At 52.8% G+C, this 25,322-nt stretch carries 23 protein-coding genes; 14 read left to right on the top strand and 9 right to left on the bottom strand.

Going from position 1 to position 25,322, the window contains the following annotated elements:
- Positions 1-11: 11 nt before the first annotated feature.
- Positions 12-440: an OsmC family protein gene (locus LZP96_RS11565; protein ID WP_064326167.1), complete on the bottom strand. Its 429-nt coding sequence runs from the start codon at positions 438-440 to the stop codon at positions 12-14.
- A 98-nt stretch (positions 441-538) separates the two neighbouring features.
- A complete protein-coding gene (locus LZP96_RS11560; RefSeq protein ID WP_232462940.1) occupies positions 539-1,420 on the bottom strand; it encodes a LysR family transcriptional regulator in 882 nt (293 codons plus the stop codon).
- A gap of 111 nt (positions 1,421-1,531) precedes the next feature.
- On the opposite strand from LZP96_RS11560, the gene LZP96_RS11555 reads away from it, so the two are divergent.
- The 6 genes from LZP96_RS11555 to LZP96_RS11530 all read left to right on the top strand — a co-directional run bounded on the left by LZP96_RS11555 (position 1,532) and on the right by LZP96_RS11530 (position 7,440).
- The gene (locus LZP96_RS11555; RefSeq protein WP_064326169.1) at positions 1,532-2,383 is read left to right on the top strand and encodes a Vmh family MBL fold metallo-hydrolase; all 852 of its coding nucleotides are present in this window, start codon (positions 1,532-1,534) and stop codon (positions 2,381-2,383) included.
- A 49-nt stretch (positions 2,384-2,432) separates the two neighbouring features.
- Complete coding sequence (locus LZP96_RS11550; RefSeq protein WP_064326170.1) at positions 2,433-2,954, top strand: VOC family protein; 522 nt, start codon at positions 2,433-2,435, stop codon at positions 2,952-2,954.
- Between the two features lie 142 nt (positions 2,955-3,096).
- Positions 3,097-3,312 (top strand): biofilm-dependent modulation protein, encoded by a 216-nt coding sequence (gene bdm / locus LZP96_RS11545; RefSeq protein ID WP_064326171.1) that lies wholly within the window; start codon positions 3,097-3,099, stop codon positions 3,310-3,312.
- Between the two features lie 80 nt (positions 3,313-3,392).
- Positions 3,393-3,530, top strand: coding sequence for a stationary-phase-induced ribosome-associated protein (sra, locus tag LZP96_RS11540; RefSeq protein ID WP_064326172.1), 138 nt, complete (start codon positions 3,393-3,395; stop codon positions 3,528-3,530).
- 175 nt (positions 3,531-3,705) lie between these two features.
- The gene (locus LZP96_RS11535) at positions 3,706-5,403 is read left to right on the top strand and encodes an NAD-dependent malic enzyme (protein ID WP_064326173.1); all 1,698 of its coding nucleotides are present in this window, start codon (positions 3,706-3,708) and stop codon (positions 5,401-5,403) included.
- Between the two features lie 327 nt (positions 5,404-5,730).
- Entirely contained in the window at positions 5,731-7,440 is a 1,710-nt protein-coding gene (locus LZP96_RS11530; RefSeq protein WP_064326174.1) for an ABC-F family ATP-binding cassette domain-containing protein, read from the top strand.
- A gap of 34 nt (positions 7,441-7,474) precedes the next feature.
- On the opposite strand, the gene LZP96_RS11525 is transcribed toward LZP96_RS11530, so the two are convergent.
- Positions 7,475-8,074, bottom strand: a complete 600-nt coding sequence (locus tag LZP96_RS11525; protein ID WP_064326175.1) for an inorganic diphosphatase — start codon at positions 8,072-8,074, stop codon at positions 7,475-7,477.
- Positions 8,075-8,327: 253 nt separating this feature from the next.
- On the opposite strand from LZP96_RS11525, the gene adhP reads away from it, so the two are divergent.
- Positions 8,328-9,338, top strand: a complete 1,011-nt coding sequence (gene adhP, locus LZP96_RS11520) for an alcohol dehydrogenase AdhP (RefSeq protein ID WP_064326176.1) — start codon at positions 8,328-8,330, stop codon at positions 9,336-9,338.
- Positions 9,339-9,378: 40 nt separating this feature from the next.
- Here the strand turns inward: adhP and LZP96_RS11515 are convergent, their stop codons facing one another.
- On the bottom strand, positions 9,379-9,888 hold the full coding sequence (locus tag LZP96_RS11515; protein ID WP_064326177.1) for an RrF2 family transcriptional regulator: 510 nt from the start codon (positions 9,886-9,888) through the stop codon (positions 9,379-9,381).
- 209 nt (positions 9,889-10,097) lie between these two features.
- On the opposite strand from LZP96_RS11515, the gene LZP96_RS11510 reads away from it, so the two are divergent.
- Positions 10,098-11,300, top strand: coding sequence for an NAD(P)/FAD-dependent oxidoreductase (locus LZP96_RS11510; protein ID WP_064326178.1), 1,203 nt, complete (start codon positions 10,098-10,100; stop codon positions 11,298-11,300).
- A gap of 37 nt (positions 11,301-11,337) precedes the next feature.
- Here the strand turns inward: LZP96_RS11510 and araJ are convergent, their stop codons facing one another.
- Complete coding sequence (gene araJ / locus LZP96_RS11505; RefSeq protein WP_064326179.1) at positions 11,338-12,513, bottom strand: MFS transporter AraJ; 1,176 nt, start codon at positions 12,511-12,513, stop codon at positions 11,338-11,340.
- 164 nt (positions 12,514-12,677) lie between these two features.
- On the opposite strand from araJ, the gene ppk2 reads away from it, so the two are divergent.
- A complete protein-coding gene (ppk2, locus tag LZP96_RS11500) occupies positions 12,678-13,496 on the top strand; it encodes a polyphosphate kinase 2 (RefSeq protein ID WP_064326180.1) in 819 nt (272 codons plus the stop codon).
- A 53-nt stretch (positions 13,497-13,549) separates the two neighbouring features.
- Here the strand turns inward: ppk2 and fdnI are convergent, their stop codons facing one another.
- Genes fdnI through fdnG form a run of 3 tightly spaced genes read right to left on the bottom strand, consistent with a single transcriptional unit; the run spans position 13,550 to position 18,142 of the window.
- On the bottom strand, positions 13,550-14,206 hold the full coding sequence (gene fdnI / locus LZP96_RS11495; RefSeq protein WP_064326181.1) for a formate dehydrogenase-N subunit gamma: 657 nt from the start codon (positions 14,204-14,206) through the stop codon (positions 13,550-13,552).
- Positions 14,199-15,083: a formate dehydrogenase subunit beta gene (gene fdxH, locus LZP96_RS11490; RefSeq protein ID WP_258926025.1), complete on the bottom strand. Its 885-nt coding sequence runs from the start codon at positions 15,081-15,083 to the stop codon at positions 14,199-14,201. Before fdxH ends, fdnI begins: the two co-directional genes overlap by 8 nt.
- 11 nt (positions 15,084-15,094) lie before the next feature.
- Positions 15,095-18,142 carry a formate dehydrogenase-N subunit alpha gene (gene fdnG, locus LZP96_RS11485; RefSeq protein ID WP_087892602.1) on the bottom strand — a complete coding sequence of 1,016 codons (3,048 nt, stop codon included), beginning with the start codon at positions 18,140-18,142 and terminating at the stop codon, positions 15,095-15,097.
- Positions 18,143-18,362: 220 nt separating this feature from the next.
- On the opposite strand from fdnG, the gene yddG reads away from it, so the two are divergent.
- The 3 genes from yddG to LZP96_RS11470 all read left to right on the top strand — a co-directional run bounded on the left by yddG (position 18,363) and on the right by LZP96_RS11470 (position 21,476).
- Complete coding sequence (gene yddG, locus LZP96_RS11480; RefSeq protein WP_064328132.1) at positions 18,363-19,241, top strand: aromatic amino acid DMT transporter YddG; 879 nt, start codon at positions 18,363-18,365, stop codon at positions 19,239-19,241.
- 629 nt (positions 19,242-19,870) lie between these two features.
- A complete protein-coding gene (ompC, locus tag LZP96_RS11475; RefSeq protein WP_064326185.1) occupies positions 19,871-20,953 on the top strand; it encodes a porin OmpC in 1,083 nt (360 codons plus the stop codon).
- Positions 20,954-21,029: 76 nt separating this feature from the next.
- Entirely contained in the window at positions 21,030-21,476 is a 447-nt protein-coding gene (locus LZP96_RS11470) for a GFA family protein (RefSeq protein WP_064326186.1), read from the top strand.
- Between the two features lie 44 nt (positions 21,477-21,520).
- On the opposite strand, the gene LZP96_RS11465 is transcribed toward LZP96_RS11470, so the two are convergent.
- The gene (locus LZP96_RS11465; RefSeq protein ID WP_258926024.1) at positions 21,521-22,996 is read right to left on the bottom strand and encodes an MFS transporter; all 1,476 of its coding nucleotides are present in this window, start codon (positions 22,994-22,996) and stop codon (positions 21,521-21,523) included.
- Positions 22,997-23,111: 115 nt separating this feature from the next.
- Between LZP96_RS11465 and LZP96_RS11460 the strand changes: the two genes are divergently transcribed.
- Complete coding sequence (locus tag LZP96_RS11460) at positions 23,112-23,687, top strand: TetR family transcriptional regulator (RefSeq protein WP_064326188.1); 576 nt, start codon at positions 23,112-23,114, stop codon at positions 23,685-23,687.
- A 212-nt stretch (positions 23,688-23,899) separates the two neighbouring features.
- Positions 23,900-25,291, top strand: coding sequence for a NarK family nitrate/nitrite MFS transporter (locus LZP96_RS11455; protein ID WP_064326189.1), 1,392 nt, complete (start codon positions 23,900-23,902; stop codon positions 25,289-25,291).
- Positions 25,292-25,322 lie beyond the last annotated feature (31 nt).

Raw genomic sequence — 25,322 nt, 5'->3', positions numbered from 1 at the left:
GGCAGCAAAACTTAATTCAGGGTGTAGTCCAGGGTGATTTCTGCTTTCAGCACCTGAGAGACGGGGCAGCCCGCTTTGGCTTTCTGAATGATGCCGTCAAACTGCTGCGGATCGATACCCGGTACGGTAACTTTGCTTTGCAGCGCAATCTTGCTGATAGCAAATCCGCTGTCGGTTTTGTCCAGTGAGACATCCGCCGTAGTATCAATGGCGTCCGCGGTATAGCCCGCTTCACCCAGCATGAGCGATAAGGCCATTGAGAAACAGGCCGCATGCGCCGCCCCGATCAACTCTTCAGGGTTGGTGCCTTTTGCGCCTTCGAAACGGGTGTTGAAGCCGTAAGGTTGCTGATTAAGAACGCCACTTTCGGTAGATACCGTCCCTTTCCCACGTTTAATGTCACCTGACCAGTGTGCCGAACCGTGTTTATGAATCGTCATTCTTGCTCTCCTTTTGACTTACAAAGGGTTAAGTATAGAACGTGGTTCAAAAGTTGGGAGGAAGACGGACAAGTCTTAAGGCAACCGCACCGTACTGGTCACGACGCCATCAGACTGCCCGCCAGTTCATCGAGAAATAACCGCTGGGCGGCGGGCTGATGATCCCGTGACTGGTAGATCCCGTAAATACTCATCGGTTTAGGCTCGAAACCGGGCAACAGCGTCACCAGCTTTCCGCTGTCCAGCGCAGCTTGCGCCTCAATAATGGGAAGCATCGCGATCCCAAGATGCTGCACAGCCGCATCCATTAGCAGAGAGGAGATGCTGGCACACAGATTTCCACTTACCGCCACCGATTCGACCTCGCCCTTCTCGGTGATAAACCGCCACGATTGCCCGGCGAAGAAGCTGTAATGCAGACAGTTGTGCTGGGCCAGTTCAGTGAGACTGGCTGGCGTTCCCCTGGCCCTGAGATAGTCCGGGGAAGCGCACAGCACAGAGCGACACTCACCCAGACGGCGGGCTATCATTCCCGGCTCGGGGTTGTCAGTAATGCGCACGGCCACGTCAATGCGCTCGCCCACAAGGCTTACCGGATGGTTGTTGACATCCATCTCAATTCGCACGTTTGGGTAGCGGGTTAAAAAGCCGGGTAACACCGGCGCGACGATCTGCATCGCGGTCACGTGCGCGCACGCCACGCGTAAAATACCGGCGGGGATATCCTTTGCCGACTGGTCTTCAATTTCCTGGGATAACCGGGTCAGGTTCCTTGTCTTTTGCAACACCTTTTCGCCTGCAGGCGTGAGCGTCAGCTTGCGGGTCGAGCGGTTAACCAGCCGCGTTCCGGCCCACTTTTCCATCTGCTCAAGATAGCGACTGACCATGGGCCGTGAAATTCCCAGGGCTCGCGCCGCCGCACTCAGACTGCCCAGTTCACATATCCGGTTATAAACCTGGGCGGCGATAACACGATCCATTTGCGACTCCATCTGCTCGATTGATGAAACAAAGCATGTCTTGTTTCAGGAATTCTGGCAAATCCTGAATTCGGTAAAATAGCGGCTTTCCTGATAAACAGAGACAATATGATGAAGCTCACCCGCATCGCCCTGCTGTGCACCCTTTTTACCCCAGCCGTGTTTGCCGCACCGTTAACGCTGGATACCTATAATCCTCAGGACAAGGGCATATTCGCCGTCTCGTCCACGATTGTTTCCGGTCCTGAAGAAGCGGTGCTGTTTGATGCTCAGTTCAGCGTAAAAGACGGTGAGGCCCTGGTTGAAAAAATCCGTCGCAGCGGCAAACGCTTAAACAAAATCGTCATCACTTCAGGCGATCCGGATTTCTATTTTGGCCTGCAGCCGCTGGTGAAAGCCTTCCCGAATGCGAAGGTCGTAGCCACCCAGCAGGTGGTTGATCACATCAACGCCACCAAAGACGCCAAGCTCGCCTTCTGGGGGCCGCAAATGAAAGATGGCGCACCGACACAGCTTATTGTTCCGCAGGTGCTGGCCTCTAACACCTTTATGCTCGATGGCGAAAAAATTGAGATTGAGCAGGCCGATAACTACGCCGCGTACGTCTGGATCCCGTCGGCCAAAGCCATTCTTGGCGGTACGGGTGTGTCATGGGGGATCCACGTCTGGACTGCCGATACGCAAACCCCGGCCCGTCGTCAGCAGTGGCAGAAAACCCTGAGTGATATGGCGGCGCACAAACCAGAACGCGTTATCCCCGGACATTATCTTGGCACACCGCCAGCGGGCACCGGTGCCATCACGTTTACCCGGGATTATCTTGTGCAGTTTGAGCAGGCGCTGGCAGACCATAAAGATTCCGCAGGGGTTATTTCAGCAATGAAAAAACAGTGGCCAACGCTGTCGGAAGAAAGCTCATTGTCACTCAGCGCAAAAGTGAACACGGGCGAAATGAAGTGGTAACAGGCTAAATGTCTCCTGCTATATTTTAAACTTTATAGCAGGAGAAAATATGAAGACGACAGTTCGAGGAATTGACCATATCGGCATTACGGTGCCGGACATAGAGCAAGCCACCCTATTTTTTGAACAAGCCTTTGGGGCACGGGTCATATATCGCTCCGTCGAATCTGACAGCGAAAATATTGATCACACCGCGCAACAACACACCTTACGATTATTCCCTGGTACAAAAATTCGCGCTATCCGCATGCTGTGTCTACCTTCTGGCCCGGGTATCGAGTTATTCGAAATGCATGGACCGGAGCAAGGTCACCCGGCACGAGCAAGTGACTTTGGTTTGCAACACTTCGCCGTCTATGTCGATGATTTTGCGCAGGCTATAGCCGCATTTACCGCAGCAGGGGGAGAGATGTTTACTGAGCCCAAACCGCTCTCTTTTCCGGATGAACAGGGAGAGGGAAACGCATTTTGTTATGGTCAAACCCCCTGGGGAAGCATCGTAGAGTTAATTTCATGGCCCTCACCTATGCCTTATGAAAAAAAGACAAACTTGCGCCGCTGGAAACCCTAAAAATGAAATTTACACAGTGGAAATATGACGTTTACATTTCCAGGATGAATCTTAACCACAGCGCGTAAACAATTTGCCATTCTGTTTATGAATTACATTTTATGCGACCGGAACATTAAACAGATAACGACACGGAGGCAGCATGTTTACTCATTACTCAGCAAAAACCGCATCAGCACAACCCGACCTCGTTAATGCCATTGCAATTGGTTTGCAAGCCGAACACGGCGCTGTAACTCAGGATGACATTTTGATGGAGCTCACCCGCTGGGTAGAAGCCTCTGACAATGACATCCTGAGTGACATCTACCAGCAGACCATCAATTATGTGGTAAGTGGCCAGCACGCCTCTTTCTAAAAATCTGCTAAGATGGATCTGCAACCTATGGGGTTACATTTTGATCACCTTGTCACTCTTAACAGGATTAAGGAGTTAATATGAAAACGAACCGTCAGGCACGCCATATTCTGGGACTTAACTACAAGCTTTCTAACCAACATAAAGTGGTGATTGAAGGCGACAGCGAAAAGCTCGTTTCCCATGCGACAGGCAGAAAACGCCGCACGGGCAAGTAAGTCCCCGGCAGGATCCACGACACCATCGGCATTCCCGATGGTGTTTTTGTTTCTGCGGGGCGGTAATTCATATTCAGCTCCTCTATAATACCCCCCGACCGACCCCCTGAAGACACGCCAGAAAGATGAGAAACAATCGACCAGGGACGGATATTCAAAAAATCGAGTGAGTGACATGGACAACAAAGCAAAAAAGCATCGTTCCCTTTACATCCCCTACGCCGGCCCGGTTCTGCTGGAATTCCCCCTTCTCAATAAAGGCAGCGCATTCAGCATGGAAGAGCGCAGCAGCTTCAACCTGCTTGGGCTGTTACCGGAAGTGGTAGAATCCATCGAAGAGCAGGCAGAACGCGCATGGATCCAGTATCAGGGTTTCAAGACTGAAATCGATAAGCACATCTATCTGCGTAATATTCAGGACACGAACGAGACGCTGTTCTACCGCCTGGTGCAAAACCATCTCGAAGAGATGATGCCAGTGATCTATACCCCGACGGTTGGCGCAGCCTGTGAGCGTTTTTCCGAGATTTATCGCCGTTCTCGCGGTGTCTTTATCTCTTATCAGAATCGTCACAACATGGACGATATTCTGCAGAACGTGCCGAATCACAATATCAAAGTGATCGTGGTCACCGACGGTGAACGTATTCTGGGGCTCGGCGATCAGGGGATCGGCGGCATGGGCATCCCAATCGGTAAGCTCTCACTTTATACCGCCTGTGGCGGCATCAGCCCGGCCTATACGCTGCCTGTGGTGCTGGACGTCGGGACCAATAACCAGCAGCTGCTTAACGATCCCCTCTATATGGGCTGGCGTCACCCGCGCGTCACTGACGATGAGTATTATCAGTTTGTTGATGATTTCATTCAGGCCGTGAAGCAACGCTGGCCGGACGTGTTGTTGCAGTTTGAAGACTTTGCGCAGAAAAACGCCATGCCGTTGCTCACGCGCTATCGCGACGAGATCTGCTCGTTTAACGATGATATTCAGGGCACCGCGGCAGTCACAGCCGGCACCCTCATTGCAGCCAGCCGGGCGGCGGGCAGCCAACTGAGCTACCAGAAAATTGTCTTCCTGGGCGCAGGCTCGGCAGGCTGTGGTATTGCTGAACAGATTATTGCGCAAACCCAGCGTGAAGGATTAAGTGAAGAGTTAGCCCGCTCACGCGTGTTTATGGTCGATCGCTTTGGCCTGCTCACCGATGCGATGCCAAACCTGCTGCCGTTCCAGACCCGACTGGTGCAAAAACGCGAGAACCTGAAGAACTGGGATACGGATAACGAGGTGCTCTCCCTGCTTGACGTGGTTCGCAACGTTAAACCGGACATTTTGATTGGGGTTTCAGGACAAACCGGCCTCTTCACGGAAGAGATCATTCGCGAGATGCACAAGCACTGCGCACGCCCCATTGTGATGCCGCTGTCTAACCCGACCTCCCGTGTCGAGGCCACGCCGCAGGATATCATCGCGTGGACCGAGGGTAACGCCCTGGTGGCAACCGGTAGCCCGTTCGATCCGGTGATCTGGAAAGACAAGCTTTACCCTATTGCTCAGTGCAACAACTCCTATATTTTCCCGGGGATCGGTCTTGGTGTGATTGCCTCAGGCGCAAAACGGATCACCGACGAAATGCTGATGTCAGCAAGTGAAACGCTGGCGAAGCATTCACCGCTGGTGAACAATGGTGAAGGTCTGGTTTTACCGGAGCTGAAGGATATTCACATTGTGTCTAAAGCGATCGCCTTCGCCGTGGGCAAAATGGCACAGCAACAGGATGTGGCCGTTAAAACCTCGGCAGATGCGCTGCAGCAGGCGATTGATGAAAACTTCTGGATGCCGGAATACCGCAGTTACCGTCGCACCTCTATCTAAATAACCACCGGTCAGTGGATGAATAACCCACTGACTTTTTTGTCTCAATCGCCCAGCTTGTGCCATCTCCTGATATTCGCTTATACTTTCGCCATTCATTCACCCATCGAATATATAAGGAGGCAAATTATGCTGTACTGTGAAATTTTTAATTTTTCACATACTCTTGGTGATCGCACCTGCTCAAGCGTTATCGATATCGTGCTGCGATAACTTCGGCTTGAGCGAAGACACCCTGTTCTGAATCCCTTCTCTCGGGCTTACTGAGTTATCGTCAGCGATGTTTGACGAGGCATTTTCCTGCCTGTAACTCTTGAGTAAGCAACAATGAGCACTTTACTGACTGCACAATCTTTACGTGTTGATACGGCGTTTGGCACGCTCTTCGACTCCCTCTCCTTTACCCTGAAGAAAGGCGACCGCATTGGTCTGCTTGGGGATAATGGCTGCGGCAAAAGCACCCTGCTAAAAATCCTCGACGGTACAGAATCTGCGACTTCCGGCACCGTGGCGCTGGCTGGCCAGTGTCTGATGGCCCGCGTGGAACAACATCTTCCCGAATCGGTACTTACTCTCACCATGCTGGATGCGGTGATCGCACAGCTACCTGCCGCAGAGCGCGGGAGTTTATCCTGGAAAGCGGAAGCGTTGCTGGGCAGCATGGGCTTTACCTCACAGGACTGGAACCTGGGCTGCGCGACGCTCAGCGGCGGACAGCACACGCGTCTGATTCTGGCCCGTGCGCTGATTCATGAACCCGATCTGCTTTTACTCGATGAGCCGAGCAACCATCTGGACCTACCGACGTTGATCTGGCTGGAGCAGTTTTTGCAGAACTGGTCAGGCAGCTTTGTGCTGGTCTCGCATGACAGACAGCTGCTGGATGCCGTTACTAACGGAAGCTGGATCCTGCGCGACCGGACGCTGCACGGGTTTGCCCTTCCCTGCACCGCTGCACGCCAGGCGCTGACGGCAAAAGATGAGAGCGATGCGTTACGCCATAAAGCGGAGCAAAAAGAGATCGACCGTGTCGCAGCCAGTGCGAAACGGCTGGCGACCTGGGGCAAAGTTTACGATAACGAAGATCTGGCGCGTAAAGCCAAACAGATGGAAAAACAGGTTGAGCGTTTAAAAGAGCGCCAGACCGATCTGACCGCGGGCAGCCCGTGGACGTTAACCCTCCGGGGTGACGCGTTACGCGCCGACCGCCTGCTGGAGTTGAACCATCTCGCGGTCCCGCCTGCGCCGGGGCTGCCGCCGTTATTCGACGTGGACGTTGCCAGGCTGAAAAGCGGCGACCGGGTCGCTATCGTCGGACATAACGGCTGTGGAAAATCGTCGCTGATGCGGCTGATCTGGCAGCAGTTTAGTCGCGGAATACTGGACGATGCAGTCAACATCCATCCTCGCGTGGCAATCGGCTATTACGATCAGACGCTGCATCAGCTCCCGGATGAAGCCACTCTACTGGAGGCCCTCGAACCTTTTGCGCCGCATCCGCAGGATCGCAAAATGGCGCTGATCGCCTCCGGTTACCCCTGGGCACGGCACGGGCAAAAAATCAGCACCCTGAGCGGCGGCGAGCGCTCGCGTCTGTTATTCGTCGGATTGACGCTGGCGCGCTACAGCCTGCTGATGCTCGACGAGCCGACCAACCATCTGGATATCGAAGGTAAAGAGGCGCTGGCCTGCACCCTTAAGGCGTTTGAAGGCGGGGTACTGTTGGTGAGTCACGACAGGCAGCTTATCACCCAAAGCTGTAATCGGTTCTGGCTGATTGAACAGGGAAAACTCAGCGAGTGGCAGGATGCACAGTCCGTCTTCGATCGGCTACGTGAACGGCCAGAAACGCCACCATTACCCCATTCTCAGGCGAAAGAATTGCTGCCGGTTCTGGACAGTGACGATCTGCTGGAGAAGCTGGTCACGCTGGAAACCCTGCTGGCTGAGGATTTAGCCAGAAAGCCTAAACATCAGAAACCGCACCTGCAGGCGCAGTGGCGTAAGGAGATTCAGGCCCTGGAAGATAACTTGTAAAACAGAGCCCGGCGCAGTCGCGCCGGGCCTTTTATTATTGCGGGGCCTTTGCTTTCCAGGCATCCCATGCCTGCTTGATTTCCTGCTTCGCGCTGGCGGCATCGTTAAAACCGCTTAACTCCACAGTTTTGCGCCCTTCCGGCAGTTGCTTATAGACGCGGAAGAAGGATTCCAGACGCTGAACCTCAATCTTTGGCAGATCGCTCAGCTCTTTGATGTCGTCATAGGTTGGGTCAATTTTGCTCGCTGGCACTGCCACGATTTTGTCGTCCTTCTCCCCTCCGTCGACCATTTTCAGCACGCCTATTGCGCGCAGCTTGATCAAGGTGCCGGGCGCCATCGGGGCACGCGTATAGAAAATGACGTCAAGCGGATCGCCATCACCCGCCAGGGACTGCGTCAGAGAGCCGTAGTTTGCCGGATAAGCGACCGGCATGGACTGGAAGCGATCGGCAATAATGAACCCGGTTTTAGCGTCGGTTTCATATTTGATCATGCCGCCCGCAGGGATTTCAGTTACTGCATAAAACTCTTCCGGATTGTTGTCCGGCTGGGGGAATTCGAGAATATTTTGAGCCTGAACGGAAGCGGACAGAAGAAGACTTACCGCGACGATTTTTTTCACCAGATGCATTGTCTTTTAACTCTTCGGTTATTGAGAAGACAACACGTTACGTTTCGTTCATGACAGAAACATGACGATGAGTTGTCAGATTTAATGTCTCTGCTCGTTGAGTAAAATCTGCGTCTCTGGGTTAATTTGTACGCAAAACCCCCTGAATTTATGACAATTTGTTGCGCCGGCCTTGTATAACTGTCACAAGCTTATACTCTGTAAGGAGTAATACACCTGCTAATGATTCTCATTGTGAATAAGGAAAACGCATATGAAAGCTGCAGTTGTCACTCAAGACCATCAGGTAAACGTTACGGAAAAAACCCTCCGCTCCCTGCAACACGGCGAAGCATTGCTGAAAATGGAATGTTGTGGTGTGTGCCACACCGATCTTCACGTGAAAAACGGCGACTTTGGCGATAAGACGGGCGTCATTTTAGGCCATGAAGGTATCGGGATTGTCAGGGCGATTGGCCCGGGCGTTTCCTCACTGAAAGTGGGAGACCGTGCAAGCGTAGCCTGGTTCTTTGAGGGGTGCGGGCATTGCGAATATTGTAATAGCGGAAACGAAACCCTCTGCCGTGACGTGAAAAATGCCGGTTACAGCGTGGACGGCGGCATGGCGGAAGAGTGTATCGTTACCGCTGACTATGCGGTGAAAGTGCCGGACGGCCTGGATTCTGCCGCTGCCAGCAGTATCACCTGTGCCGGTGTCACCACCTATAAAGCGGTGAAGATTTCCAGCATTAAACCCGGCCAGTGGATTGCCATTTACGGGTTGGGTGGTCTTGGGAATATTGCGCTGCAGTACGCCAAAAATGTCTTCAATGCCAAAGTGATCGCCATCGATGTGAATGACGAACAGTTAAAACTCGCTGCGAGCATGGGTGCCGATCTGACGATAAACTCACGCTCTGAAGACGCCGCAAAAATCATTCAGGAAAAAACCGGTGGCGCTCATGCCGCGGTAGTCACTGCCGTCGCGAAAGCCGCCTTTAACTCCGCGGTTGACGCGGTTCGTGCCGGAGGCCGTGTCGTGGCAGTCGGTTTACCCCCCGAGTCGATGAGCCTGGATATTCCACGTCTGGTTCTGGACGGTATTCAGGTTGTCGGTTCGCTGGTCGGTACCCGTCAGGATCTGATCGAGGCGTTCCAGTTTGCTGCAGAGGGGAAAGTGGTGCCTAAAGTCACCCTGCGTCCTCTGGAGGATATCAACGCTATCTTTAAAGAGATGGAACAGGGCCAGATTCGCGGCCGTATGGTCATCGATCTGCGTTCATAATCTGTGTCACTCCCTTGCCCCTGCGGGTAAGGGAGTTGTCTCAGGACGTACTGCGTCTGTCTGCAATCCACTCCTGCACCTCTATCTGAAACGTATCCGGCGCTTTGCGATACATCTTACGGGCCAGATCGAGGATGGTATGCCGTGCCAGCTCCTCTTCCATGCGTTGTTGCGCACTGTCCATCACTGAACGTACACCACATGGCCCGTCACAGGCCCACGCAGGCGGGGTGTCATCAAATAACGCCAGCCTTTGACGTATTTCCCGACACTCGAACATATTTTTTTCGCCATCGATGGCGTGCGCTACATCCAGCACCGAAATGAGCTCAGCGGCACGGGCAAGCTTAAAACCCCCGCCTTTGCCTTCGGTACTGGTCACCAGACCTGCGCGCGATAAACGGGTGAAAATTTTGCCGAGATAATCATAAGGCACACCCTGTAAGGCCGCCATTTCTCTGACGCTCATTTCACGCTCATTACCCCTGGCATCGACCATGCACATCAGGCTATGAATGCCATATTCCACACCAGAACTGTAAAAAGCCATTGTAAACTCCGAAATCAATCATCCTGGTTATTATAGCCTCATCAACCCGCTTAGAGACAGCGCTAAAAAGAGATTCTCCTAATACCCTATTTTTCAAGTAAATTATTTATCCGCCACCCGCTAACTGCGAAAAATGTTGTCGTAGTTAACTGCGACATGTATAGTCGCAGAATGTCAGACGCACAGCCTGACGAACATAAGGAACGAAGATGAAAAAGCACATTTTGATTGTGGGCAGCGGTTTTTCGGGTATGTGGTCCGCCATCAGCGCGGCACGCCTGGCGGCATTACAGAACAGTGACGAACTGGGTATTACGGTGCTTTCGCCGGCGCCCGAACTGCGTGTTCGCCCGCGCTTTTATGAAGAAAACGTCTCAGGCTTTGTCGCCCCGCTCACCGAATTATTCACTGAACTGAATATTGTTCATCTTGAGGGAAGTGCGGAACGTATTGATACAAAGGGTAAAACGGTATCCTGGCGTGACAAGCATGGCAGGACAACGGTGACAGGCTACGACCGTCTGATTCTGGCTGCCGGCAGCCAGACAAAGCGCCCACCCATCGCGGGCCTGGCGGAATTTGCCTTTGATATTGATCAGCTTGAGTCAGCGCAGGTGTTTGAAAGACACCTTGATGCACTCAGCGCGCAACCGTCCACCCCTGCCCGTAATACCGTGGTGGTCTGCGGCGGCGGTTTTACCGGCATTGAACTGGCGACGGAACTCCCTGCCCGTCTTCGTGCACGCTTCGGCGAAGATACAAAGACAAAAGTAATCGTAGTTGAACGCGGTGCAGTCGTAGGGGGTCGTTACAGCGAAGCGTTGCGGGATGTGATTACTGAAGCAAGCGCGGCGCTGGGGGTGGAATGGCGTCTTAATGCCGGGGTTGATGCAATAGACGCAGAAGGCGTGACGCTGACATCGGGCGAGCGCATCGCCTCCGCGACCGTCATATGGACAGCGGGCGTACAGGCGCATCCGCTGACTCAGCAGCTCGACGCCGAGCGCGACGGTCAGTCACGTCTGCGGGTTAATGAAACCTTGCAGCTCCCTGGGCTACCGGACGTTTATGCCACCGGTGATACAGCCCATGCCAGAACGGACGATGAGGGCAATACGGCGCTGATGACCTGCCAGCATGCGATTCAGCTGGGAAAATTTGCCGGACACAACGCGGCGGCCAGCTTGCTGAATATCGAACCTTATCCGTATCGCCAGGTAAATTATGTGACCTGTCTGGATCTGGGAGGATGGGGAGCGGTCTACAGTGAAGGATGGGATCAGCAGGTCAAATCCGTGCGTCAGGAAGCCAAGAAAATCAAAATGGCGATTACTAATGAGCTGATCTATCCCCCGGCAGCCGACCGGAAGGTCGCGTTTGCGGCAGCGGACCCGCTGGCGAAATTTGTTTAGCCCACACCAGACCGCCCCTCACGGGGCGGTATACGACTCAGGCAATGGCTTTCGCGCTGGCGTGTTGCCGTTTGGCTTTTTGATAGCCGTACAGCAACAGCGAGGTCATTGCCGCAAAGGAGAGAACCGCCGCAGGAAGGGTGACGTAACTCCAGCTGAAGCCGAAAGTAATCATCATTCCACCACACCACGCGCCAATAGCGCTGCCCAGGTTAAAGGCTACCTGGCCTCCCGCTGCGCCCAGCAACTCTCCCCCTTTCGCATTCTGTAACAGCAAGATTTGCAGTGGGGCCGATAAGGCAAACAGCCCTGCGCAGCAAATGAACCCCATCACCAGCGATGCCGTCATGTTCTCGCCAAACGCGAAAAGCAGGAGCAGCGACAGCACAATCACCAGATCGGTGGCCGCCGCAATTCGCAGGGGGCTAAAACGACCCGAAATCCTGCCGCTGAGGATATTACCCAGTACCATTCCCAGCCCCATCAGCATCATGATCATCGTCATATAGCCTTCGGAGAAACCGGATACGGTGACCATGAAGGGTTTAACATAGCTAAACCAGGCAAAGACACCCGCGTTGCCAAACATGGTGGCGGCAAAAATCAGCCAGGGTTCGGGCTTTTTCAGAAAGTGAAATTGCGCTGTCAGGCGGCTTTCTGATTTATCGTAGAGATTTGGAACCCACAGCGCCACCGAGACGATAACCAGCGCGTCAAAAACGGCAATCAGGAAGAAGGTATAACGCCAGTTAAAGGTCTGGCCCAGCCAGGTGCCAAGGGGGACACCTACCAGATTGGCGACGGTCATCCCGGCTATCATCCCCGCAACCGCAACGGTGACTTTCCCCGGCGGCGCAATTTTCGACAAGATGATCGCGCCAACGCCAAATATCGCGCCGTGCGGGAAGCCCGACACCAGACGGCCAATGGCCAGACCGGTATACGAGGTCGAAAACGTGAACATGGCGTTGCCAATCACGCAGAGCGCGACCAGAAAAAGGAGCGTCGATTTTAATGAGAAGCGGCTGGAGCAGAGCGCCACCACGGGGGCGCCGATCACCACGCCAAACGCATAAAAAGAGATCATATTGCCCGCGGAAGGGATGCTGATCCCCGTATCCCGGGCGAGTTCGGTTAAAACACCCATAATGCCAAACTCAGCCATTCCCAGGCCAAACGTCCCCAGTGCTAACGAAAAAATCGTTTTTTTCATACCAAAACCACAGGTTAAAAGAGTGCTGCCGCCATTATCAAACAAACTTGTATGGTGAACCAGTTCAAATCCGCCGACTGACAGGTTAATCCATTATTTCAGGTCGTTTACACTCAATGTGGGATGTCCCCTTTTCCGCGACAGATCAGCCAGAGGAAACCAGTATGGTCAGCAAGAAGAAAGCCAGTACCGCTGTCGATGTCGTTAAACATGCCCCGCTCAAAAACAAAGAGTATGAAAAAGAGCTTCGCCGCCTGCATGTAGAACTGGTTAAGCTTCAACAGTGGGTTGTCACTAAAGGTCTTAAGGTGTGTATCGTCTTTGAAGGGCGGGACGGTGCCGGAAAAGGCGGGACGATTAAAGCGATGACCGAGCGCGTCAGTCCGCGCGTTTTTCGCGTGGTTGCCCTGCCCGCGCCGACCGACAAAGAAAAAAGCCAGCTCTATTTTCAACGATATGTGCCACATCTGCCCTCTGCGGGTGAGATCGTGATATTCGATCGCAGCTGGTATAACCGGGCGGGCGTGGAACGGGTCATGGGATTTTGCACGCCCGATCAGGTTGAAAAATTCCTGGATGGCGCCCCTATTATCGAAAAAGCGATGGTCGACGCCGGGATTATTCTGTTGAAATACTGGCTGGAGGTGACGCCCAAAGAGCAGGAGCGCCGGTTACGCGATCGCATCAATGACGGGCGGAAAACGTGGAAGCTCTCTCCGATGGATATCAAATCGTTCAAGCTGTGGGATGAATACACCGTGGCGCGCGACGCCATGTTTGCCGCTACGGATACCGCCTGGGCGCCGTGGTTCGTGGCACGTTCAGAAGATAAAAAACGGGTGCGCTTAAACGTCATTTCTCATCTGCTTTCGCAGATCCCTTATAAAACGCTGCCGGTTGAAGAGGTCAAACTGCCCCGGCGTAAAATCGGTAAAACAAAACCGACCGATTATCCGTTCCGCTATATTGCCGAACGCTTCTAACTGAAGTTAAGAGAAAGGTAAAACGCCGCCGGGACGTACCGGCGGCGCAGGCGTTATTTCATGCCTTCGGTGCTCTCTTTTTTCGCTTCCATGCGCTCAACGTCGCGATACCAGCGAGGATGGTGTTTTTGCGCCCAGCGGCGGCTCACCTTCCCTTCAATCATGCCTTTGATTGATCCTTTCACCCAGAACGCCATATACATGTGGATGAGGATTGCGTGGATCAAAATGATTGCCGACGTCGCGTGAATGAGCAGACTATAACGAATCACCTGCATCGGGAAATACGGTGCGAAATACGGACGCCAGATGATAACGCCGGTCACCAGCAGCACGAAAATCATGCTCATGATGGTCCAGAACATCATTTTTTGTCCGGCATTGTATTTGCCCACTTTCGCGACTTTATGTTCGTTGCCTTTCAGAACTTCAACAATCCCCTTCACCCAGGGAATATCCTGCTTATCCGGGATATTGTGATGAACGAAACGCGCGAACATAAACATCAGCACCACGAAGATCAGTACGCCAAAGAACGGATGCAAAATGCGGCCCATCTGCGGTGTGCCGAAGGTTTCGGTCAGCCATTGCAGCGTCGGGAAGAAGAACGATATCCCGGAAACCGCCACCAGAAAGAAGCAGATCACCACCGTCCAGTGACAGGCGCGGTCAATAAATTTCGTGCGCACGATCATCTTTGACTTACTCATGACGATCTTCCTCCTCATCATCCACTTCTTTGTTTGGCCCGATACCGATGTAGTGATAAATCAATCCGGCAAAGGTGGCGATGAACCCGGCTGCGGCAAGCGGTTTCAATGCGCCTTTCCACAGATTGATTGACGTATCAATCGCCGGCTCTTTTGGCAGGTTGTGATAGAGCTCTGGCTGGTCATTGTGGTGCAGGACATACATCACATGTGTCCCACCCACGCCCTGCGGATTGTAGATCCCCGCATTTGCATAGCCGCGCGCCTTCAGCTTATCGACGCGTTGCTGCGCCACTTCCAGCATCTCTTTTTTGGTCCCAAAATGGATAGCACCGGTTGGGCATGTTTTGACACATGCAGGTTCCTGCCCCACGCTCACCCGATCAACGCAGAGGGTGCATTTGTATACCCGGTTATCCTCTTTATTCAGGCGCGGAACATTGAACGGGCAACCGGCAATACAGTAGCCGCAGCCGATGCAGTTATCCTGCTGAAAATCGACGATCCCGTTTGCATACTGAATAATCGCCCCGGCGGACGGGCACGCTTTCAGACACCCCGGATCTTCGCAGTGCATGCAGCCGTCTTTGCGGATCAACCACTCCAGCTTGCCGTTCTGATCGGTTTCGCTAAAGCGCATCACCGTCCAGGACTTCGCGCTGAGATCGGCCGGATTGTCATAGACGCCCACGCAGTGCCCCACCTCGTCACGGATATCATTCCACTCTGAGCAGGCCACCTGGCAGGCTTTGCAACCCACGCAGGAGGAGACATCAATCAGCTTGGCGACTTCCGCTTTATAGTCCCGCACACGAGGTGCGGGCGTCATTGCGTTGGTAGCGGAGCGTTTAATAATGTCTTGTGTTTCCATTGCCATTTATTCGCTCCTTACGCTTTCTCGATGTTGACCAAAAACGCCTTGTACTCTGGCGTTTGCGAGTTGGAATCGCCGACGTTTGGCGTCAGGGTGTTAGCGATATACCCTTTCTGGGCCACGCCTTCAAAGCCCCAGTGCAGAGGAATCCCTACCGTTTCCACCTGCTGACCGTGAACGTTCAGGGTCTGCAGACGGCGCGTAACCACCGCGACGGCACGTATGAAGCCGCGCTTGCTGCTCACCTTCACGTGGTCACCGTTAGCGATACCTTTCGCTTTTGCCAGCGTTTCACTGATCTCCACAAACTGTTCTGGCTGCGCGATGGCGTTCAAACGCGCATGCTTAGTCCAGGTGTGGAAATGTTCGGTCAGACGATAGGTTGTGCCCACGTACGGGAATTTGTCTTTCTTGCCCAGACGCAGCGCATCTTCTTCGTACAGACGCACAACGGGGCTTGAAATCACATTCGGGTGCAGCGGGTTTGTCCCCAGCGGCGTTTCCATTGGCTCGTAGTGTTCCGGGAACGGGCCTTCCGCCAGCTTATCCAGAGCAAACAGTCGTCCCAGCCCTTCCGGCTGCATGATAAACGGATTGGTCGCACTGCCCGGCGGCGCGGTGTTAAAGTCCGGGATATCGTTCCCCGCCCATTTCGTCCCGTTCCATTCGATGAGCATCCGTTTCGGATCCCACGGCTTGCCGTTGACATCCGCTGAGGCGCGGTTATACAGCACACGACGGTTTAGCGGCCATGCCCACGCCCAGCCCAGCGTATTCCCCAATCCTGACGGATCAGCGTTATCGCGGTTGGCCATCTGGTTGCCTTGTTCCGTCCAGCTCCCGGCATAAATCCAGCAGGATGAGGCTGTCGTGCCGTCATCACGCAAAAGCGCAAAGCTGTTAAGCAGCTGGCCTTTTTTCGCCAGCAGAGTGCCGTTAGCGTCGTACAGATCCGCCAGCGCCACGCCGTTGTTTTCCTTCGCGACCTCTTCGGATTCCGGATGATCGGGCTGTTTGTATTCCCAGCTCATCTTCAACAGCGGTTCAGCGCCCTTGCCGCCTTCGCTGCGGTACATCTCACGCAAACGATGATAAATTCCGGCAAGGATTTCACCGTCGTTGCGCGCTTCGCCCGGCGCATCCTGGCCTTTCCAGTGCCACTGCAACCAGCGACCGGAGTTGGCTATCGATCCGTCTTCCTCGGCAAAGCAGGTCGACGGCAGACGGAAGACTTCCGTCTGAATAGACGCCGTATCCACGTCATTCATCTCGCCGTGGTTTTGCCAGAAGTTGGAGGTTTCCGTGACCAGGGGATCAATCACCACCATATACTTCAGTTTGCTCAGGCTGCGAACGACCTTGTTTTTATCCGGGAACGACGCAACCGGGTTAAAGCCCTGGCAGATATAGCCCGTGACCTGGCCCTTATCCATCATATTGAAATATTTGATAACGTCGTATGCCTGGTCCCACTTCGGCAACCACTCAAAGCCCCAGTCGTTCTCTTTTTGCGCCGCATCGCCGTAGAAAGATTTCATCAGGCTGACGTAGAACTTAGGATAGTTACCCCAGTAGTTCACCTGCTCAGCCAGCGTGGCTTTTGGCGTATTAGCCGCAAGATAGGTCTGCAAATCCGCCTGTTTGTCTGAAGGCAGCGTCAGGTATCCGGGCAGGCTGGTGGACAGCAAACCGAGATCGGTCAGACCCTGAATATTAGAGTGCCCGCGCAGCGCATTCACCCCACCTCCCGCCATGCCCATATTGCCAAGCAGAAGCTGGATCATCGCCATGGTACGGATGTTCTGCGCCCCCACGGTGTGTTGCGTCCAACCCAGTGCATACAGGAACGTAGTGGTACGGTCGGCTGCACTGGTGGAGGCCAGCACTTCGCAAACCTTCAGGAAGTCCGCTTTTGGCGTGCCGCAAATGTTCTCCACCACGTCCGGCGTATAGCGGGAGACGTGCTGTTTCAGCAAGTTCCACACGCAGCGCGGATCGGTCAGGGTTTCATCGCGTTTCGCATAGCCGTTCTCGTCGAACTGATAGTTCCAGGAGGATTTGTCGTACTGCCGTTTATCGGCGTCGTAACCACTGAATAAGCCGTCGTCAAAGGCAAAATCGTCCCGCACCAGTAAATTGGCGTTGGTGTAGTGCTTGACGTACTCATCATTGATTTTGTTGTTTTCAATCAGATACAGCAGCACGCCCGAGAGGAACGTAATGTCCGTACCGGAGCGAATAGGCGCATAGATATCTGCCACCGATGCCGTACGCGTAAAGCGGGGATCGACGACGATAAGCGTCGCGTCGTTATTGTTTTTCGCTTCCATCGCCCAGCGGAACCCGACCGGGTGTGCTTCAGCAGCGTTACCGCCCATCACCACGACGACGTTTGCGTTTTTGATATCAACCCAGTGGTTGGTCATCGCACCGCGACCAAATGTTGGAGCAAGACTTGCTACCGTTGGTCCGTGTCAGACGCGCGCCTGGTTGTCTACCGCCAGCATGCCGAGTGAACGCACAAATTTTTGCGTCAGCATGCCGGTTTCATTACTTGCCGCGGATGCGCAAAGCATCCCGGTGGAAAGCCAGCGGTTAACCGTTACGCCCTTGTCGTTTTTCTCAACGAAGTTGGCATCGCGGTCAGCTTTCATCAGTTTTGCAATCCTGGAAAACGCCTCATTCCACGAGATCCGCTGCCATTTATCGGAACCCGGCGCACGGTATTCAGGATAACGCAGACGATTTTCGCTGTGGACATAATCCAGCAGGCCCGCGCCTTTCGGACACAGTGCCCCACGGCTCACCGGATGATCCGGATCCCCTTCAATATGGTAAATCGCTTCTTTGGCGTTCTTCGCGCCATCGCCCAGGCTATACATCAATAGCCCGCATCCAACAGAGCAGTACGTGCAGGTGTTACGAATCTCTTTGGCGCGCAGCAGCTTAAAGTTGCGCGACTGAGCCAGTGCAATTTTGGGCGCAAATCCCAACGCAGCAGCTGTCGTTCCGGCCATACCGCCTGCACAGATTTTAAAAAACTTTCTGCGGCTGACGTCCATTGTTGTCCTCGTTATTAATTAAGACTTCGCGGCGCAAACTAACAGCAATACCCCTGCGTTTTTTGCGTCAAATCAATGTCGCCATTTTTCGCCCCCTAAATAGTCGCCCTTGTGACGATTCTTTAATCCTAAGGGGTTACAGATTGCGCGTAAGGTTCGCGGAAGCACCTGAAAAAATGCTATAAATTCGCCCCATGTTAAGAATTTCATTGGATAAATGATGGACAAAAAGAGAGCGACGCTGATTGGTCTGGCCGCCATATTTCTCTGGAGTACGATGGTTGGGCTTATTCGGGGCGTCAGTGAAGGCCTGGGGCCAGTGGGCGGCGCAGCAATGATCTATACCGTGAGCGGATTATTATGTCTGGCGACGGTAGGCTTTCCTGAACTTAAACGTTTTTCGCCACGCTATCTTATTGCAGGCAGCGTTTTATTTGTGAGCTATGAAATTTGCCTTGCGCTCTCTCTGGGCTATGCCGCAACTCGTCAACAGGCCATCGAAGTGGGCATGGTCAATTATCTTTGGCCAAGCCTGACGATTGTGTTTGCCATTCTGTTCAATGGTCAAAAATCGAACCTGTGGGTCGTGCCGGGATTATTACTTTCGATCCTGGGCATCGCGTGGGTATTGGGGGGAGAACGCGGGCTTCATATTGATGAGATAATCGCCAATATTGTCTCCAGTCCGCTTAGCTACGGCCTGGCCTGCGCGGGCGCATTTATCTGGGCCGCCTACTGCACGGTGACCAGTAAATATGCCAAAGGGCAGAACGGCATCACGCTCTTTGTGCTTCTGACGGCCGTGAGTTTATGGTTGAAATATCTACTGAGTGAACAGCCAGAGATGGTGTTTAGCCTCCCCGTCGTGATCAAATTATTGATGTGCGGCGTGGCGCTGGGTTTTGGTTACGCATCGTGGAATATAGGTATCCTCCACGGCAATGTTTCCGTGCTGGCCACCGTCTCCTATTTCACCCCTGTGCTTTCAGCAGCACTGGCGGCGATTCTGCTGAGTGCCCCTCTCTCCTTTGCCTTCTGGCAAGGCGCCATCATGGTATGCGCGGGTTCGCTTCTCTGTTGGTACGCCACTCGTCGTTAATGAATGCGCTTCGTCGCCGGACAAAATTATTCCCGGCGACGCCACGTGTGGGTTGATAGTGTGATCCTGCGTCAAAATCTCAATTTATTACGTAGCGTCTCTGTTTAATAATTGTTTATATTGCTCACCCGTAATGTTCCCTTACATTTATATTGACATAAACTGACAACAGTTGTTATTAGTGCCCTTCTTATATTACCGCCCGATATAGCACAAATCGCAATAGTGTGTTTCTGGATATTTCAAAATAAATTGTTTGATAAGTAGTCAGATAAATCTCTAAGCTATTGTTTTCAGGTTATTGCGCTGCGTATTATTTAAGCATTTCATTCACGAGAAACGATAATTAACCACCAAAACTAAAACGACAATAAACTATTTAATCGTGAATGATAAACATGATGAAATAGTGATATTTGGCCTAATTATTAGCCAATTTCAGCCTTTTCAGGCGCATTTATCCGATCCCGATCACACTCTTTGAAATTATAAGTAATAATTTGAAACTTATTATTGAAACAAGGCTATTAGATTCTTAAAAATAGCATGCCGTTGACGAACAGCCTCGTTTACTAATTGTTTAGAAATGGCACAGGAAATACCTAAATAAAATTATAAGGGTTTTAACAATGAATCTTAAATTAGTTGCAGTGGCAGTAACTTCCATGTTGGCGGCAGGCGCGGTAAACGCTGCCGAAGTTTATAACAAAGACGGTAACAAACTGGATCTGTACGGCAAAGTAACCGGCCTGCACTATTTCTCTGACAATAGCAGCGACGACGGCGACAAAACTTATGTTCGTCTGGGCTTCAAAGGTGAAACTCAGATCAACGACCAGATGACCGGTTACGGTCAGTGGGAATACGAATTCAAAGGCAATAACGACGAATCCAACGGCGACAAAGGCAACAAAACGCGTCTGGCATTCGCGGGTCTGAAATTCAACGAATTTGGCTCATTCGACTACGGTCGTAACTACGGTGTTGCTTACGACATCGGCGCATGGACTGACGTACTGCCAGAATTTGGCGGTGACACCTGGACTCAGACCGATGCCTTCATGACCGGCCGTACCACGGGTGTTGCAACCTACCGTAACCAGGACTTCTTCGGTCTGGTAGATGGTCTGAACTTTGCTGCACAGTATCAGGGTAAAAACGACGACCGTGACATCACTAAAGCGAACGGTGATGGCTGGGGCCTGTCATCAACTTACGAAATGAACGGTTTCGCAGCGGGCGCTACCTATGCAAAATCTGACCGTACTGACAACCAGGTTGCAGCAGGTCGCGTAGCAGGCACCATCAATGCCGGCGGTGAGAATGCAGAAGTGTGGGCAGCTGGCCTGAAATATGATGCGAACAACATCTATCTGGCAACGACCTACTCTGAAACCCGCAACATGACTAACTTCGGTGATGGTTATATTGCGAATAAAGCGCAGAACTTCGAAGCGGTAGCACAGTACCAGTTCGACTTCGGTCTGCGTCCATCCATTGCTTACCTGAAATCCAAAGGTAAAGATATCAACAACTATGGCGACCAGGATCTGGTTGAGTACATCGAAGTGGGTGCGACTTACTACTTCAACAAAAACATGTCCACCTACGCGGACTACAAAATCAACCTCGTTGACGACAGCAACTTCACCAAAGCTGCTGGTGTTGCGACCGACAACATCGTTGCACTGGGTCTGACCTACCAGTTCTAAGATTGTGACGGTTTAAAAAGCCAGCCCTTGTGGCTGGCTTTTTTTCGCTCTATCTGGCGTGATAAGGGAGTACGCCATGCAACGCTATACCGGACGCTGTTTATGTGGGATGAGTCATTTCAGCGTAAATATCGATAATCTCGACGTCTATGCTTGTCATTGTACGCTTTGCCAGAAATGGTCGGGCGGCATTGCGATGTATCTTGAAACGAACGCCGCACCTGATCTGGAAAAGGCCTCCATTGCCCCCTCGTATTTCACCTCGTCTGCACGAGGTAAGCGCTGGTTCTGCCCTGGCTGCGGCTGCCCACTGTGGTTTGAACTCACCTCTTCAGGGCGCTACTTTGTTCCCTGGACACTGCTTGAACTCGAGGAAAACGATCGATGTCGTCTGGTCCTGGCGGCGGAAATATACACCGAAACACAACCTGCTTTCTGGCGGCTGACCGGACAGTACGCGCGTTTTAGCGGTACGGAGATTGAGGCGCTGGATAATCATTGTCTGTTAGCGCATGAAAATTAGCGCCTTTAGAAAACTCGCCCGACGCAGAGCGTCGGGCCTGAAAACTACTTCGGTACTTTTGCCAGGCTAAACCAGACACCGATGGCCAACAGCATTAACATCGCGCCCGCACTGCCCAGCGCCACGCTGTGGGAGGTGATAAACGCCGTCTTCGCTGACGCGATCACTGCATCAGCCAGTGCCGGCGTCAGTCCCTGGGCGACGTTAACGGCTTCACCCATTGATGATGACGCTTTTTCAGCCAGCGATGCTGCAAGCCCTGCTGGCAGCTCGATGGACGCCGAAAAGCTCCGGGTCAACAGCAAACCAAACAGCGCAATGCCCAGCCCCGCCCCCAGCTCGTAAGACATGGTTTCAATCGCCCCCGCGGCAGCCGCTTTCTCTTTGGGAGCAGCGGCCATGATCGCAGACGTCGATGCCAGCAACGCACTCGCCGCGCTAAAGCCAAGCAGAACCATCAGGCTCCATGCCTGCCATTGCTGCGTGCTGAAATCGAGTTGCGACAGACCAATAAAACTTACTGCACTCAACCCCATCCCGCCCGCGGCCACAATTCGCAGCCCCAGCCGCCCGACCAGAACCCCGGCGATTGGCCCGCTAAAACCACTGGCCACCATCACCGGCAGCATAAATGTTCCGGCTTCAAACGGGGTGAAACCGTGCACAAACTGCAGTTCCTGGGCCATTAGCAGTTCAAAACCCACCAGCGCAATCATCGCCATCACCACGCCGCTTAAAATAATGCGATGCGTAAAAAGCCGCATATCGATCATGGGCGTGCTGGCGCGAAGCTGGATCCGCACAAAAACAAACAACATACCGGCACTGGTCAGCAACGTTGCCGCCACCAGCCACGGGGAAAGCACCCCCTTCAGGGCTGTTTTAGCGCTGAACACCAGTAGCAGAATAGCAACGATCAGCATCAACGCATGGCTGATATTAATAGGCTGCTCAGGCCGTCCTTGCTGTGCGGGGACCAGACGCGCCGCGAGCGCGACAACCACTATAACGATCGGTACGTTGATCAAAAAGACGGAACCCCAGTAGAAATGCTCGAGCAGCATTCCCCCTACCAGTGGACCAAACGCAGCACCGCCGGATCCCACCGCCGCCCAGACGCCAAGCGCGATATTACGGTGGCGAGGTTCAATGAACAGCGTACGGATCCCGGCAAGCGTGGCGGGAATGATCATCGCCGCGCCAATCGCTAATGACGCGCGAGCCGTAATCAGCCAGCCCGCAGTGGGCGAAAAAGCCGCCGCCAGGGAGGAAAGCCCAAAGAGAACACTGCCGAGGATCAACAACTTTTTAAAGCCAATGCGATCGCCCAGCGCGCCCATCGGCAAGACCATGCCGGCCATCACCAGCGAATAAATATCAATAATCCACAGCAATTCGTTACCGCTGGCACCCAGCGTCAAACTCAACGTCGGCGCGGCAACGTGCAGCACCGTTGCGTCAATCGCCACCGGGATATAGACCAGCACGATAATGACTAATGCTAACCACTGACGAAACATAAATTTCCTTTTTATTCGAAATCTGGACACATGTCCAAAAGAGGATCCTACGCATTGTTGAACGCATGTCCAGTTTTTTGTTACACTCGTTTCATTACTGTTGAGAGTGAAAAAGATGGCCTATTTAAGCAAGGATGAACGAAGAGAGGCAATTCTCCATGCCGCTATGCATGTCGCCTTAAAAGAGGGATTTACCGGTATGACGGTCAGGCGCATCGCCACAGAGGCGGGCGTCGCCGCCGGGCAAGTTCATCACCATTTTGCAAGTATCGGTGAGCTCAAAGCGCAATCCTTTATTCTTCTTATCCGCGCCCTTCTGGATGCGGAAGTCGTTCCAGAAACGGCAACATGGCGCGAGCGTCTGCATGGCATGCTGGGCAGCGATGAAGGTGGCTTTGAGCCTTACATCCGGTTATGGCGTGAAGCGCAATTTCTGGCCACCCGCGATCCGGAAATCAAAGGGGCTTACGTTCTGACCATGGAAATGTGGCATCAGGAAACCGTGAAGATTATTTGCCAGGGCGCCAGCGAGAAAGCCTTTGTTTTACACGACACACCGGAAAATATTGCCTGGCGTTTAATCGGACTGGTTTGCGGGCTTGATGGAATTTATGTTCTGAATATGCCTGAAATGGATCAAATCGCGTTTAACAACCATCTTGACAAACTTATTACACTCGAATTGCATTAATACTTCTTAATGAGTAAAGCGTGACACTATAATTTACATTTAGTAACACTTAATGCGACCCCTCATCTCCCTTCTAAACACAGGGGTTCGTATTTTTATCTATCCTTCAGACGTATCCCAAAAAATCCTAATATTTCATAAAGGCGCACCATCAGGCAACTGTCTGTTTTTACTTCCTTTTTGTTTTAAATACGGGTAAGTACGAGGGTGATATGTCACAACAAAGTGAGAAAAATAATCATTATCTTTTGAATAACTGGAAACCGGAAAACGCGGCATTTTGGGAAAATAAAGGTAAGCATATCGCCCGCCGAAATTTATGGATCTCTGTCTCATGCCTGCTGCTGGCCTTTTGCGTCTGGATGTTGTTTAGTGCCGTTGCGGTAAACCTCAATAAAGTCGGATTTAATTTTACCACTGACCAACTCTTTATGTTAACGGCGCTTCCTTCTCTTTCGGGCGCAATATTACGTGTTCCCTACTCTTTCATGGTCCCGATATTTGGCGGGCGTAAATGGACCGTATTAAGCACCGTTATACTGATTATTCCCTGCGTCTGGCTCGGGATTGCCGTTCAGAACAGCGCCACGCCTTACTGGGTCTTTATTACCATTGCCCTGCTGTGTGGGTTCGCCGGTGCAAACTTTGCTTCCAGTATGGGCAACATCAGTTTCTTCTTCCCAAAAGCGAAACAAGGAAGCGCCCTCGGCATTAATGGCGGCCTGGGTAATCTGGGGGTGAGCGTCATGCAGATGGTCGCTCCGGCGGTCATTTTTCTGCCGATGTTTACCTTCCTTGGCGTACACGGCGTCACGCAGGAAGATGGGTCAACGCTCTCCCTGGCGAATGCTGCCTGGATTTGGGCGCCGCTCCTGTTTATTGCCACCCTTGCCGCCTTCTTTGGCATGAATGACATCGCCAGCTCTAAGGCGTCGATAGCCAGCCAGCTTCCGGTATTGAAACAGCCCCATCTGTGGTTGCTGAGTTTGCTGTACCTGGCAACATTCGGCTCCTTTATCGGCTTTTCGGCGGGTTTTGCCATGCTCGCGAAAACCCAGTTTCCCGACGTTAATATTCTTCATCTGGCGTTCTTCGGCCCGTTGATTGGCGCCCTGGCACGTTCGGCTGGCGGTGTGGTGTCCGATAAACTGGGGGGCGTGCGCGTCACGCTGGTCAATTTTATCTTTATGGCGCTGTTCAGCGCGCTGATCTTCCTGACCTTACCCGGCTCGGGTTCCGGTAATTTCACCGCGTTCTACCTGGTCTTTATGGGGTTGTTCCTGACGGCGGGTTTAGGCAGCGGGTCAACCTTTCAGATGATCGCCGTCATCTTCCGCCAGATCACCCTTTATCAGGTCAAACTGCATGGCGGAACGGAGGAACAGGCACAACAAGCGGCGGTGACAGACACGGCGGCTGCGCTGGGATTTATCTCGGCGATTGGTGCCGTCGGCGGCTTCTTTATTCCTAAAGCATTTGGCACATCGCTCGCCATGACCGGCTCGCCGGTGGGGGCGATGAAAGTCTTTCTGGTGTTTTACGTCGTCTGTGTTCTGCTGACCTGGCTGGTGTACGGCCGCCGTCAGAAACACGTTAAATCATAACAATTCTATTCGACACTTTGTGAACAGTGTA

Origin of the sequence: Huaxiibacter chinensis, from assembly GCF_022171985.1 — a bacterium.
GTDB lineage: Bacteria > Pseudomonadota > Gammaproteobacteria > Enterobacterales > Enterobacteriaceae > Enterobacter > Enterobacter chinensis_A.
Note: the sequence above shows the minus strand (reverse complement) of the source record. Positions and strands in the feature narration are given on the sequence as shown.

Excerpts from the sequence above, each read along its gene's own strand:
- ompC (WP_064326185.1), top strand. The coding sequence starts at position 19,871 with ATGAATCTTAAATTAGTTGCAGTGGCAGTAACTTCCATGTTGGCGGCA.
- yddG (WP_064328132.1), top strand. The coding sequence starts at position 18,363 with ATGGACAAAAAGAGAGCGACGCTGATTGGTCTGGCCGCCATATTTCTC.
- LZP96_RS11460 (WP_064326188.1), top strand. The coding sequence starts at position 23,112 with ATGGCCTATTTAAGCAAGGATGAACGAAGAGAGGCAATTCTCCATGCC.
- sra (WP_064326172.1), top strand. The coding sequence starts at position 3,393 with ATGAAAACGAACCGTCAGGCACGCCATATTCTGGGACTTAACTACAAG.
- adhP (WP_064326176.1), top strand. The coding sequence starts at position 8,328 with ATGAAAGCTGCAGTTGTCACTCAAGACCATCAGGTAAACGTTACGGAA.
- LZP96_RS11555 (WP_064326169.1), top strand. The coding sequence starts at position 1,532 with ATGAAGCTCACCCGCATCGCCCTGCTGTGCACCCTTTTTACCCCAGCC.
- LZP96_RS11565 (WP_064326167.1), bottom strand. The coding sequence starts at position 440 with ATGACGATTCATAAACACGGTTCGGCACACTGGTCAGGTGACATTAAA.
- LZP96_RS11535 (WP_064326173.1), top strand. The coding sequence starts at position 3,706 with ATGGACAACAAAGCAAAAAAGCATCGTTCCCTTTACATCCCCTACGCC.
- LZP96_RS11465 (WP_258926024.1), bottom strand. The coding sequence starts at position 22,996 with ATGTTTCGTCAGTGGTTAGCATTAGTCATTATCGTGCTGGTCTATATC.
- LZP96_RS11510 (WP_064326178.1), top strand. The coding sequence starts at position 10,098 with ATGAAAAAGCACATTTTGATTGTGGGCAGCGGTTTTTCGGGTATGTGG.
- LZP96_RS11550 (WP_064326170.1), top strand. The coding sequence starts at position 2,433 with ATGAAGACGACAGTTCGAGGAATTGACCATATCGGCATTACGGTGCCG.
- fdxH (WP_258926025.1), bottom strand. The coding sequence starts at position 15,083 with ATGGCAATGGAAACACAAGACATTATTAAACGCTCCGCTACCAACGCA.
- bdm (WP_064326171.1), top strand. The coding sequence starts at position 3,097 with ATGTTTACTCATTACTCAGCAAAAACCGCATCAGCACAACCCGACCTC.
- LZP96_RS11455 (WP_064326189.1), top strand. The coding sequence starts at position 23,900 with ATGTCACAACAAAGTGAGAAAAATAATCATTATCTTTTGAATAACTGG.
- araJ (WP_064326179.1), bottom strand. The coding sequence starts at position 12,513 with ATGAAAAAAACGATTTTTTCGTTAGCACTGGGGACGTTTGGCCTGGGA.
- LZP96_RS11515 (WP_064326177.1), bottom strand. The coding sequence starts at position 9,888 with ATGGCTTTTTACAGTTCTGGTGTGGAATATGGCATTCATAGCCTGATG.
- LZP96_RS11470 (WP_064326186.1), top strand. The coding sequence starts at position 21,030 with ATGCAACGCTATACCGGACGCTGTTTATGTGGGATGAGTCATTTCAGC.
- fdnI (WP_064326181.1), bottom strand. The coding sequence starts at position 14,206 with ATGAGTAAGTCAAAGATGATCGTGCGCACGAAATTTATTGACCGCGCC.
- ppk2 (WP_064326180.1), top strand. The coding sequence starts at position 12,678 with ATGGTCAGCAAGAAGAAAGCCAGTACCGCTGTCGATGTCGTTAAACAT.
- LZP96_RS11530 (WP_064326174.1), top strand. The coding sequence starts at position 5,731 with ATGAGCACTTTACTGACTGCACAATCTTTACGTGTTGATACGGCGTTT.
- LZP96_RS11525 (WP_064326175.1), bottom strand. The coding sequence starts at position 8,074 with ATGCATCTGGTGAAAAAAATCGTCGCGGTAAGTCTTCTTCTGTCCGCT.
- LZP96_RS11560 (WP_232462940.1), bottom strand. The coding sequence starts at position 1,420 with ATGGATCGTGTTATCGCCGCCCAGGTTTATAACCGGATATGTGAACTG.